7 protein-coding genes are annotated in these 13,421 nt (G+C 42.9%); 1 reads left to right on the forward strand and 6 read right to left on the reverse strand.

From position 1 onward, the window contains the following. A partial coding sequence (locus tag ACTQWB_RS12565) for a SpaA isopeptide-forming pilin-related protein (protein WP_441502024.1) occupies positions 1–4,848 on the reverse strand: 4,848 nt, incomplete at its 3' end. A gap of 538 nt (positions 4,849–5,386) precedes the next feature. On the opposite strand from ACTQWB_RS12565, the gene ACTQWB_RS12570 reads away from it, so the two are divergent. Further along, positions 5,387–6,898, forward strand: coding sequence for a hypothetical protein (locus tag ACTQWB_RS12570; RefSeq protein ID WP_441502023.1), 1,512 nt, complete (start codon positions 5,387–5,389; stop codon positions 6,896–6,898). A 90-nt stretch (positions 6,899–6,988) separates the two neighbouring features. On the opposite strand, the gene ACTQWB_RS12575 is transcribed toward ACTQWB_RS12570, so the two are convergent. The 5 genes from ACTQWB_RS12575 to ACTQWB_RS12595 all read right to left on the reverse strand — a co-directional run bounded on the left by ACTQWB_RS12575 (position 6,989) and on the right by ACTQWB_RS12595 (position 13,344). Next, on the reverse strand, positions 6,989–7,582 hold the full coding sequence (locus tag ACTQWB_RS12575; protein ID WP_441502022.1) for a DUF6553 family protein: 594 nt from the start codon (positions 7,580–7,582) through the stop codon (positions 6,989–6,991). Between the two features lie 12 nt (positions 7,583–7,594). After that, positions 7,595–8,710, reverse strand: coding sequence for a UDP-galactopyranose mutase (gene glf, locus ACTQWB_RS12580; protein WP_441502021.1), 1,116 nt, complete (start codon positions 8,708–8,710; stop codon positions 7,595–7,597). A gap of 197 nt (positions 8,711–8,907) precedes the next feature. Continuing rightward, entirely contained in the window at positions 8,908–10,443 is a 1,536-nt protein-coding gene (gene putP / locus ACTQWB_RS12585; protein WP_441502020.1) for a sodium/proline symporter PutP, read from the reverse strand. Between the two features lie 250 nt (positions 10,444–10,693). Next, complete coding sequence (locus ACTQWB_RS12590) at positions 10,694–11,236, reverse strand: DUF5662 family protein (protein ID WP_441502030.1); 543 nt, start codon at positions 11,234–11,236, stop codon at positions 10,694–10,696. Between the two features lie 2 nt (positions 11,237–11,238). Further along, positions 11,239–13,344: a Type II secretory pathway, pullulanase PulA and related glycosidase gene (locus ACTQWB_RS12595; RefSeq protein ID WP_441502019.1), complete on the reverse strand. Its 2,106-nt coding sequence runs from the start codon at positions 13,342–13,344 to the stop codon at positions 11,239–11,241. Positions 13,345–13,421: the final 77 nt, after the last annotated feature.

Below are 13,421 nucleotides of genomic sequence, written 5' to 3' on the forward strand. Positions count from 1 at the left end.
TACATTGATCGTATACAATACAACGGATGCCTGGCCTGCTTCTACAACTACTGTCTCTGTCTTGGCAGCTGTTCCAGCCGGGGTTACATAGCCTGCCGGGGCTTCTGTTTCTACAAAGTAATAGCTTCCCGGTTCTACGTCATCAACTGTTATCTTTCCATCCTTGCCAGTCACATAAGAGCCACGCTTTTCATCCGGATTTCCAACCTTATACAGGTCGAATTTTGCTCCCTCAAGGGCTGCTCCTTCTGCTCCTGTCTTCAGCAGTTCCAGTTTTCCTTTACTTTCTTCCGTATTGCTCATTTCGAAAGTATAAGTCTTTACTTCTGTCTGGCCTGCTGCAACTTCCTTAACCCCTGTCTTTGCTGCATCTCCGCTTGGAGTTACATAACCTGCCGGCGCTTTTGTTTCTTTGAAATAATAGCTTCCCGGTTCTACGCCGTCAACTGTGATCTTTCCATCCTCTCCGGTTGTATAGGTTCCAATCAGGGTTTCCGGATTTCCTGTTTTATACAGTTCGAATTCTGCTCCTGCAAGCGCCATTTCACCGACGCCTTTTTTAATAAGAATCAGAATTCCTTTTTCTGGATAAGTATTTGTAATTTCCACAGAATGTCCATCACTAGCTGACGCTAACTTAAATTTAGCATTAGCAACATCCTTGCCATCTAACTTATACGATGTTTGATATACCACATTTGCACCATTCATTTCCTCTACCGTATAAGTTCCTGCTGGTAAATCTTTAATAGATACTGTACTATTGCCAGCAATAGAAAATTCTATTGTACTACCACTTATAGAAACACTATTTTCAACTACATTTGAAACAATCGCATTCTCAAGATTAATTCTCTCTGTATTTGTAACCTTTATTTTAAAGGATTCAGCATACTCTGAAGCATCTCCTCCTGTTACTATTTTACTAATAGTTAAATTTACCTTACGGTCTGTGACTGTTTTGGTAATGCCGCCTTTCGTGATCATTATCTCTGAAATATCTTCATTTGCTGCAACTATTTCACTTACTAACGCGGTTGCTGTATTTTTTGAAATGGTTGTATCATCATAACGTATAAAATAATGTTTTGATGGATCAGATATTTCATATCCTGCTGGCGGATTTGTCTCTACCCAATAGTAAATAACTCCAGCCTTTATATCAGTTACTTTTGCCTGTCCATTCTGATCAGTTATCACTTCACAATGCAAAGTCGGATCGCCAGTAATTTTCTTAGTGTCTTTATCATATGTCACACTATAAACTTTAAATGTAGCTCCTGAAAGTTTTTCAGAAAGATCACTGTTTGATTTTTCAAACATAAATTCATCGTTACTGCCACTGATAGTTGCACCATGAGAATTAACAGTAACATTCTTCTTATCTTCCGTTGACTTAGTTACTTTTCCTGACAAGGTAACTCTATTTATTAGTTCCTGATCTCCAAGTTCAGATACTCTTACTCTGTATTTTATTACAACATGCTTTTCATCAGGAATAGTAATTGTTAATTTTCTCCCTACAAGTTCATAAGATATATTTACAGGCTGGTTTTCTCCATCTGCTGCAAATATTGTTTTTCCTTCAATTCCATTAGGCATAAGCTCGACGCCTTCTGGTAATTCATCTATAAGTGTAAGTGTAGCCTCATCAGATAGCTTTAACCCTTCCTCATTTACCGTAATTGTATAGTCTAATTTATCATTCGCTTTTATGCCATCTGAACTCTTTGCAATATAAGTATGATTAATGGTGATAGAATCTTCAGTGCCAGTCAGTTCTTTCTCTCCCTCATCATATACTTTTACACAGTTTGTATATGTATGAGAATCATTTAAAAATTTAGAATCAACTACAGTTGTATAGGTAACTATATATTTGTTTCCGCTTAATCCACCTAACCTTGCACTAATAGTGTTATTCTCCACCGTAGGTACTATTGCAGTTTCTGCTCCATCATTGACTTTAACGTTAAAGCTACCTTCCTTGTAGGACATTCCATCTGGAATCGTATCTTTGAATGTAACATTTTTATCAGGTGTATATGTTTTAGCCAGGTCATTGATAACGACAGACCAAGTTACCTCACGTGTTTTTTTGTTATAATTTCCATGTGATTTCGTGACATCGTATGTAGATAAATATCTAGCTTTAGCGCTATCCTCTCCAATGTAAGTCCAATTATCTACATAAAGAGTACCTTTATTATAAAACCATTTTCCAGCACCAGTAATTGTAGCAAACCCTGCCTCATAAATAAATGGTATTTTTATAATAATATTATCAGATAAACTTCCAAATATAAAGCTACGGCTACTTGCATCATAAGTATAAGCTTCTACTGAAGAACCATCCTTTTCTTTTACAACTGTTACTTTTGATGCATCAATAGCATATCCATCTGTACTTTTAGGCCCCCCATCTTTATCACTATAGCCCATATCGTTTTCTTGTACTCTGACATTATTTAACGTTGTTCCTGTTGGAACTTTTACTGTAATAGTCCACCAGACATAGCTTCCATCGTTTGTGGGATCAAACTTTTCAAACTTTTTCTCTATTTCTGCCTTAGATTTACTTCCATAATCAACTGATTCATATGTTGAGTCTTTATTTCCATCATTTTCTCCTGGTGGCAATGTTTCAATATCATTTTTTACATTATGCCAACCCGATAGATCTGTTCCCTCCGTTGTTGTTTTATACGTAATCGTATATTTACTTGTTGTTGATTTACTAAACGTATAATTCAAAAAAGTATGCTGCTGATTATCATCACTTGAAAAATCAGTTGGCGGTATGGGTGTCAAACCAGGTAATTCAGGTGTCACACTAAATGACCCTTCTACATATTTCTGATTTTTTGACATTTTATCTATAAGTCTGTAACCATTTAAATCTGTTACACCATCGCCAACTGTAATTGTATACGTAAATACAGTATCTTTTGTCCCATCCTCTTTGGTTGTTTCAGATTTCGTTACTGTTTTTTGAGTCACATCTCTTTTTACAGTAATTTTTGTTTCATCTTCTGGAGTATTTTTTGTGCCCTCCCAGTTCCAAGAAGCTTTATTGGTAATCTCACTGTTCCAACCAGTGTTCTCTACTGTAGTCTGATAAGTAACTTTATAATAATCTCCAGCTTTTATTTCTTTTCCTAAAGCTGCTTTCACATCTACTGTAAAGACTCCATTTTTTACAGTTACTGGCACCTCAATATTATCATTAATTTTAATCTTGCCGCCAACAATTTCTTGTCCTGCTCCTAAAGTATCTGTAAGTACAAGCTTGTCAAGATCGGCATTTGCTTTAAATGTTATTTCATAATTAAGTTTTCCATCAGCAGACCATACAACTCTTCCATCATCAGCTTGTTGTCCTTGTACCTTCTTAGAAGTTTCTGTTTTTACTTCTTCAAATTTGACAACTGTTTTATCGGTTATACCCGGAAATTCTATTTCTTTTTCTGAATCAGTCTTAATTACAGAAGAATCGAAACTGCAATTAAGCAAAAATGTTCCTTTGACATCAGAGGTGTGATTTTGTATATAGCTTGAATCTATGTATAAATATACTTTTCCATTCTTAACTTTATAAGTTCCTGCATTTGTGTTTCCGTCATAAATTATGCCTACACTATCCTCAACAATAGAACTAAACACTCCACCTTCAGCAGAGCTTAAGAGGCTGCTTATATCGTAAACCCATGTAGGATTATTTTTTGCAGTATCCAGCTTATCATCATCAATTACATATGAGAAAGCAAACTCTAATGTACCTTTTCGATTCACGTTTTCAACACTTGATGTTGCTGATACTGTAAGACCTCCAGCTTTCACCAAATCTGTCAACTTAGCTTCTTTACCCGAATTATTTTCTTCTCCTGTTGATGGAGCCCCATAAGTCGTCACACCACCCACAATCGAAAAACTATCCTGAGTAAATCCCATAGAAGTGATCTCGCCGTCTGCGTTTGTGTTTATGTACTCGGTTACGACTTCTGCCTGACCTTCGTTGTCGAGATGGACAACGTCTTTATTTACGACGTCACCATCAACAGTGCTTTCCTGAATCTGTTTGAAGCTCATATCTACTTTTACGTTTCCGCTTTCTGGCTCAATCCGTTTTCCGTCGGCGGTCAGGAAATATACATCATAGAGTACATACTCTGCTGTAGTGTTTTTAGCGTTCAGTCCTAACTGGCTGCTCAGCTGGCTGTTGAATGCGGCTACAGCTGCATTGTAACGGTCGGTGCCAGGTGCAATGTAGTCAGCTTTGATTTCTGCATTCTGTGGAAGGTTTGCATCTTCCGGAGCAATTGCTGTGATCACTACACGACTGTCTTCGTATCTGAAAGAAGTCTTCGGTGCTTCTGTGGGAGTAGGTGTCGGTGTCTCGCTTGGCACTGCGCTTACTTCCGGAACAGGAGTTGCAGTTGCCTCTGCAGCCGGTGTATCGGTTACTTCCGGTGCTGCGGGAGCTTCGGTTACTTCTGTTGCTGGTGCCTCTGTCGGCTCTGCTGCAGGTGCTTCTGTAGGCTGCTCAGCTGGAGCTTCTGTAGGCTGCTCAGCTGGAGCTTCTGTCGGCTCCTGGGCAGGCTCTTCTGCAGGAGTTTCCGGTTCTTCCTGAGGTTCTTCTGGTTCCTCAGCAACCGGCTCTTCGGCTTCCGGTTCTGCTTCCTCCTCTGTATATTCTTCTGCTTCGCTTTCAGACGGGGTTGGTGTTGCAGTCACGTCCTCAGCGTAGGTATCGTCGGTTGCCAGAACAGTCAGACTGGACTGCTGGAATACCATAGATATCGCCAGAAGTATGGCAAAAAATGATTTCAGCCTCGATTTCTTTTTCATGGTTACGTCCTCCTTTTTAATGATCGAGTTTTCCTTTTTCATTAAGCTTTGAGTGTGGCTTTACAGGCAGAAGTGCCCAAAAACCCGTTTTCATCATCATATCACACAGTTTTTAAAGGGGCAATATTTGAGGTTGCTTAAAAAAATCCCTGTTTTCTGCTGTTTTACTAAGGAATCGGGCACTAACCGTCCCTTATTTTCGTGTTTTTATAGTGTGTATTTTAGTGTACTTGCTATTTTTTCGATTTTTTATTGAAAAAAGCACACATTTTCTCATTTTTTCTCCTTTCACCATACAAAAAACCACATTTTTACTTCATTTCTCTCCATCCAATTTTCAGCGTTTTGCACAATTTCAGTTCCTATTTTCTAAACTATATTCGCTCTGTTTTTCGTATTTTCTCATGGTGTATCTTGATGTACGGTTTTTCTCGTGGTATAATGAGTGCCAGAAAACCAATGTGCTTATGCAATTGACAAACAAAGAATAAGCAGCATCTTCATTTTCAAATGATAAAACCATACAGGAGGACACCCTATGTTTCTGAAAAAGACTCCTAAGGCAAAGGGAACTTACCTTGCCATCACCGAATCCTACTATGACAAAGAGAAGAAAGCCACCCGTCAGAAGACTATTATGGGGCTGGGGTATCTGGAAGATTTGAAGAAAGATTATCCGGATCCTATCAGCCATTTTGAGAAGGTGGTCTCGGATATGAACCAGGAGCGTGAAGATAAGAAGAACTCTGTGGTATATGTTGACCTTACTGCTACTCTCTCACCAGGAGAGCACTCTCTAAAAAATGTGGGTTATGGTGTTCTGAAGTATCTTTACAAGGAACTGCAGCTGGATATTTTCTGGCGTACCAAGACCTGGAATCTTTCTCTTACCTATAATATAGAAGAGATTTTTCGATATATTGTTATTTCCCGTATTCTTTACCCAAGCTGTACCTGGAATGAAGCGATTGAAAAAGGGCTCTATTTCGAAGAGCCAGGTAGCATCTCAGAAGAAGACCTGGATTCTGCTTTGAATATTATGGTAAGATTTCAAAAAGATCTGCAGAAGTGGATTTATGAGCATTCCAGCAGCATCCTTTCCAGAGATGCCGCTTCTACCTTTTTGGACCACACAGACTATAATTTTTCCATTCCAGGAAGCATGCCTTCTGATTCACAGCCTAATGCCAGACGTACAGATTCCACCCTTCACCTGGATCTTCTCACGGACAGGAACGGAATCCCCATTGCGTATGACTTGTCTACCAGTGGTATTATGTTGAACCAATCTGTTTTCAATGCTGTGAAGCGACTAAAGAGGGATAATCCTAAGACTCATTTTTACAATACTGCGCCTGCACGTCCGGAGGAGGAACCTTTCATTTGTAATGGGATTCCAGCAGATGGATATATTTATGGTCTGCCTGTACACACTTCCAATGCAGAATTCAAGGATTGGGTTCTGAAGGATGGGTATCAGGAAATGAAGGTTTTGAACGAAAAATATCAGACCATCCCACTTCTTTATAAAGAGAGGATTTTTGAAGAAAGGGAAAAACAATTCGTTTACTATCATGAGCTTCAGGCCAGACAGCAGCGCCTTGCCAGGGAGTCTTCCGGACGACGTACCGGGTTGAAGCTGGACGGATATACCGCTATCGCTACGAATAACCTGGAGGCGGATAATCTTACTCCTTACCGCCTTTTCAGCGGACTTCGCCACATGGAGAGGATTTTCCGGGATTCCAAAAGCCAGTACGACTCTACTGCTACTTTCACCTGGACGCCCGATAAGATCAACGCCCATTTCGTGATCGGGTTTGTTTCCTTTACCTTAATGCGAATGCTGCAGGCGAAGCTTGATTTCCAGTTTTCCATGGAGCAGATCAGTACTTCTTTGCAGAGGTATAATTGCGTGCAGATTGCAGGAAATATTTATCAGTTTACTTATTATGATGAGATCCTGGATGCCTGTGAAAAGGCTCTGAAACTGGAACTGCATAATAAATACCGCAGCCAGCTCCAGATCCGGAGACTGCTGCGGTATTAAGAAATCTACAATATAAAATTCTAATTTATGTCAGGCTTATTTTAAGCCTGGCATTTTTATGATACCGTCTAATTTAAATCAGGTATCATTTTAACGGTCTGCACCCAGGCTTCCCTCTCCTGGAAAATGCAATTCGTACATTTCCCGGGCGGCGCGGGTGACGATTCCAAGCTCTTCTTCCAGCTTCAGTGTCTGTGGAAGCTCTACTGCGGTGTGGTAAATGTCGGCTTTCAGCTTATCCTTCGCCTGCTCGCTGCTCATCTTCAGGATGCCAAACAGGGTACTGTTATAAGCCTTATCGGACTCGCTAAGCTCCATATAGGTCTTCACCATATGGCAGCACTCCCGGTAAAGAAGATCCTCGTAATCCTTGCCTTTGGCCCTGATTTCCTGGAATTTCATCTTATCCAGCTGTTTCAGGATTTCCTTACGGCCGCCACGGACACCCAGGAAACGCTTGCCGCTGTCTCTGTTAAACTCCATCAGCATCCAAAGTGCGATAAATCCGTCTGCCCGGGTATCCCCGCCCAGCTCTGACGGATCCTGGTAACGGATGTCCCAAAGCTCCTTACGGATCTGGTTCAGTTCTGGCTCCTCTCCTGCCTCGATGGACATGTTCAAAAGCGCCAGACGCTTGGCCGGGTCCGCTTCTCTGTAGTATTGTGTAATCGTTGGGGTATCCATATTTTTTCTCCTTTATGCCTCTTCGTAGGTCAGCTCTGTCTCAGCCATGTTAAGAGCTTCCTCAATAACTTTATCCATATCCATGTAGCGGTACATGCCAAGACGTCCGCCAAAAAGAACGTTCTTCTCCTCTAATGCGCGGCGCTCATATTTGTCGAAGAGCTCGTCATTCTTCGGATCATTGATCGGGTAATAAGGCTCTTTGCCCTTCTCCCATGCAGCCGGATATTCTCTTGTGATAACCGTCTTCGGCTGAGTGCCGAATTCAAAGTGCTTATGCTCGATAATACGGGTATATGGCACTTCATAATCTGTATAGTTCACAACCGCATTTCCCTGATAATTGCCCATATCCAGCACCTCTGTCTCGAAGCGCAGGGAACGGTATTCCAACTCTCCGTAGCAGTAATCATAGAATTCGTCGATCATACCGGTAAACAGGATCTTATCTGCCTGAGAAGTCAGCTCCTCTCTGTTGGCAAAGAAATCCGTCTTCAGGCAGACCTGTACGCCCTCCAGAAGCTTCTTGATAATGCGGGTGTAACCGCCCTTCGGGATACCCTGATATGGATCCTTGAAATAGTTATTATCATAGGTATAACGAAGTGGAAGTCTCTTAATGATAAAGGACGGAAGATCCTTACACTCTCTTCCCCACTGCTTCCTGGTGTAACCCTCTACCAGCTTCTCATATACATCCTGTCCCACCAGCGCCAGAGCCTGCTCCTCCAGGTTCTTCGGATGGGTGATGTGCATACGGCTGATCTGCTCCTGAATCTTCGCCTTGGCCTGTGCCGGTGTCTTAACTCCCCAGAGCTGATGGAAGGTATTCATATTAAATGGAAGGTTATACAGTTCGTCCTTGTACACAGCGATGGGTGAATTCACGAAATGGTTAAATTCTGTAAACTGGTTCACGTAATCCCAGATTTCTTTCTTCGATGTATGGAAAATATGTGCACCATACTTGTGTACCTGGATGCCTTCTATTTCCTCTGTGTAAATGTTACCGCCGATGTGGTCACGCTTATCGATTACCAGGCAGGTCTTGCCCTTCTTGGTGGCCTCATGGGCAAATACAGCTCCAAAAAGCCCGGCTCCTACGATCAAATAATCATATTTCTTCATCTTGTGTTGCCCCTTTCTGTTTCGGGAATTGCAGATTCACGTCCTATTCTGCCAGACACTTATGGGAAAGCGTCTTCTATTCCCAGCTAAAGATGGTATTATTATAACAAATTTTCAGAAAAAAAGGTAGCCCTTTCCACAGAAGGACTACCTTTTTTATAAAACTTTTATATTTGTAGAGCTCACTTTTACAAGATTTACTTCGTAGCTACTTTGTCGAACTCATCTGTGATTTCTTTAGATGGTTTCTTAGTCAGAAGGCTGACGATTACGATCATCACCAGGCTGAGCAGGAAGCCGACTGCCAGAGAATAAAGTCCTGTATAGGTTCCAAGTGTCTGTCCGCCCACTAACGGGATGTAGTCCCAGATGATTACGGTAAGTCCGCCAGTCACCATGCCGGCAATAGCACCAGGCAGATTGGTTCTTCTCCAGAACAGGGACATTACCACAATAGGACCAAATGCAGAGCCAAGTCCTGCCCATGCATTGGAAACCAGTCCCATAATACTGCTGTCCGGATTCCATGCGATAATAAATGCGATCACAGCGATCACAATAACGGTGATACGGCTTACTTTCAGGATTTCCTTGGAATCTGCATCCTTCTTGATAAAGCTGTGATACAGGTCCTCAGATACTGCGGAAGCTGTAACCAGAAGCTGGGAATCTGCCGTGGACATAATCGCTGCCAGGATTCCGCAAAGGAACAGTCCGCCGATAAATGGCAGAGCCAGTTCTGAAGTAAATACTTTACGGATCATTTCGATAAATACGCTCTCAGAAGAAGCAGCTCCGTTCTCTCCCAGAATGGTAGGAAGCAGATATGCTCTTCCAATCACGGCAATGGCAAATGCAGCTGTCAGGGAAAGAAGATCCCACACGATTGCGATTGCCCAGGATTTCTTCAGTTCCTTCTCATTTTTTACTGCCATGAATCTTACCAGCACGTGAGGCATTCCACAATATCCAAAGCCCCATGCCAGCTGGGAAAAGATTTCCACAAAGGTATACGGTCTGTCTCCATTCATAAATGGATTCAGATAAGCACTTGCCCCGCCTGTAACACCACTCTGTGTGATCAGGTCGCTTAAATTGCCCGGAAGCAGGAAATATGCTACCAGCGGCACTACAAGAAGTCCTACCAGCATCAACGTTCCCTGTACGAAGTCGGTTACACAGACTGCCATAAATCCACCCATAAAGGTGTAGCAGAGAATAACAGCTGCTCCGATAGCCAGAGCCACATGATAGTCAAGTCCAAATACCGTATTAAACAGCTTACCGCCCGCTGCCAGTGCAGACGCGGTGTAAACCAGGAAAAAGATTACGATCACTACAGATGAAATCAGAAGCAGGATCTTTTTCTTATCACGGTAACGGTTCTCAAAGAATGCCGGGATCGTCATGGAATTATTGGCTACTATGGTATATTTACGGAGTCTTCCGGAAATACAGACCCAGTTCAGAACTGTACCGATAAACAATCCCACAGCGATCCAGATCTGTCCGGATCCAAAGGAATAAATAGCTCCGGGGAGTCCCATCAGAAGCCATCCGCTCATATCAGAAGCCTGTGCGGAAAGTGCTGCCACCCATCCGTTCAGTCCTCTTCCTCCAAGGAAGTAATCCTCTGAGCTGGAGGTCTTTTTCATGTAAACCGCGCCAATGACGATCATCATGGCGAGATAGAACACAAAAGCAATCAGAATTATTACAGTTGTACCACTCAATTTTCTCTCCTCCTCTGTTGCAATAACATTATTGCCTTCACTGCCTGTGGCCGTTTCTTACAGGCAATAGCATATTTAATACTTTACCACAGAAGAGTATGAAAGCGCAAGTCTTATTCTATTTTTTGTATCACTTATTTTTATGTTCCTATTTTTTTATGCTACTTATTTTTGTACTCCCTATTTTATACTACTTATTTTTTTACTACTCATTTTGCACTCTTATTTTTATGGTACTTATTTTGTTCCACTATTTTCCCTTTTTCAGGTAAACATTCTTAATATACCACAAAGCCTTCTCTTCTCCCTTGTCATTCAGGATACGCAGCAGTCCTTCCAGCTCCTTCTTGGTCTGGGGATGGACAAACCACAGCTTGGGCTTGCTTTTCAGGAAATATTCCAGGGGTTGGTGATGGTCATAAGCGTCCCCCAGATACGTCCGGGAAGCACTGATCCGGTCCATTACCATCTCTGCCACATACTTGCGAGGCATTTTCGCCCCCATGATCACATGCTCCGGATCATTGATGGCATAATCCACCCAGTGTTCATAATGATGCTTATTGCGGCCCTTATGATGCAGCCAGGCAGTAGATACCCCGATATCCTCACGCTCTGCATTATTCGGACTTCTGTTTCCCTGATAATATTTACACCCCACCAGGAATTCGGAAGGGGAATATTTGGAAAGGTCATGGAGCAGTCCCTGCTTATAAAGTCCGATCCGGAAGCAGTATCTCATGACCATAAGCTTGTGTTTGGTAATGGTCTTAAAGTGAAGCCATGGATGCATCATCAGTCTGCCTCCTTTTCTTTATACTCTGTTTTTGCCGATTCTATTTCCACCAGTTCTGTTTCTACTGGCTCTGTTTTTTCCAGTTCTGCTTCTATCAGTTCCGCTTCTGCCGCCTCTGATGCTCTTTTTTCACCAGATTCATTTTTTTCCAGCCCGGCCACATTCTTCTTTTCCAAACTTTCTCCCCCAGTATTTTCCTGTCCGGGTATTGTCTTCCCCTTATTATGCTTCTTAGGCATTGGCCTCTTCACGCCCTGGAGCACCACCACAGTACGCGGTCCCACTTCCACAGTTCTTTCATAAACAAGGCCTTCCTCGCCATAAAATCCATCACAGGTAAGATCACCGGTATCCATCACTTTCTTCCACTCCATTTCCCCTGGAAGAGTAGGAAGTGCCATGCCACGGATTTCCCAATGGAAATTAAAGCCAATATAAAGGAAATCGTCTTCTTTTTCATCTGGTTTTTGTTCATATTCCCCACACAGCATCATACCGATCATACGGCTGGTATTTTCTGTATTACAGAACCAAGCCCGTTCCCCGTGGAAAGACAGATCCGGAAAGCCTTTTCCCAGATGATCCGACTCTTTCACGCTCTCATTCATGTGCAACACCGGATGTTTCTTTCTAAGTGCGATCGCTTTTTTCACAAAGGTGAAAAGGCTGGCATTTTTCTTAAGCCCACGCCAGTCGGTCCATCCAATGGGATTGTCCTGACAGTAAGCATTGTTATTGCCCTCCTGGGAATTTCCGATCTCATCACCGCCGTAGATCATGGGCACTCCCTGGGAAAACAGCATCATGGCAAAAGCTGCCCGCATCTGCCGTTCCCGCATCTGACGGATCCACTGCTTCCGGCTTGGTCCTTCTATGCCACAGTTCCAGGAATAATTATAGCTGCAGCCATCGTTATTCCCCTCCCCGTTTGCCTCATTATGCTTATAATTATAGGAAACAAGATCGTTCAGGGTGAATCCGTCCTGGCAGGTAATATAATTGATCACGCCATGGTCATCTGGGTTATGACGGAGACGGTACTGCACCGCTGGCACCATATCTTCGTCACTTTTTAAGAATCTGCGCATATCCTGCAAAAAGCCCAGATTGTACTCTGCAAAATTGCGTTTTCCCTGCTTATGATCCTTATACAAAGCTGCCGTATCCATTCCTTCTGCCAGGATCTTCGTCCCAGCCAGCAGGCCATCCTTCAGAATCAGGTCAAGAGGAGCTCCGGCGCCTACCACATGGAATCCATCCACATGATAGTTCTGCTTCCAGAATTGCAGCGCACGAAGCGCCATCAACGGGTTCACCTCTGCCGGGAAATACATTTCCATAATACAGCCAATCCCTGCTCTATGGAACGCCTTGACCATATCGCAGAACTCCCTGTGCGGATCTCTGGTGGCGCAATAAGAACTCTTTGGGGCAAAATAATATCCATTTCCGTAGCCCCAGTAGTTTATCTCGTCTTTTTTGCCCTTCTGGGACACCATGCCATCCGGCTCCTTTGGTCGGCTGACTTCCATAAATTCATATGCCGGCATAAGCTCCACAGTATTGATTCCAAGCTCTTTCCAATAAGGAAGCATCCTGGTCAGGCCCTGGAAGGTTCCACGCATGCCAGCCGGTAATTTCATCTGTCTGGTATAGCCGCGCACATGAAGCTTGTAAAGAAGCATATCTCCGAAACTGGTTTCCGGTGCTTTTTCATCTTCCCAATCATAATTTTCCCCGGACCAGAAACCACAACGCACTTTATGGGGATCGGTATCCCAGGAAGCCCCGAAACTCTCTCTGCCACTGATTCTGCTGGCGCAGGGATCCAGGTAGGTTTCCCCGTTGATCCGGAAATTATATTCCAGGTTGGTCACATTTAATCTCTTCAAAAAGACAGAGAAAATCCGTCCTGTCCGGTATTTTTCATCCAGGAGAAGCTCGTAAAACGGCTCCTTTCCCTTTTTCCTGTAAAGAAGCAGAAAAACCTCTGCGTCTTCCTGTACTTCCACTGCAAAATTATATCCGTCTGCCATCTGGTTCGCCCCAAGTAAAAGGGGATAGCCAGGCAGCACGGTCACGCTCTTATTTCCCGGTATTGCCACGTTTATGCCCTCCTGTCTTTATCTGAATGTCATCATAGCACTTTCTTTCCCTGCAGCTGCAGAATCTAAAATTTCAG

Origin of the sequence: Blautia sp. HCP3S3_H10_2, from assembly GCF_052122375.1 — a bacterium.
GTDB lineage: Bacteria > Bacillota > Clostridia > Lachnospirales > Lachnospiraceae > Blautia_A.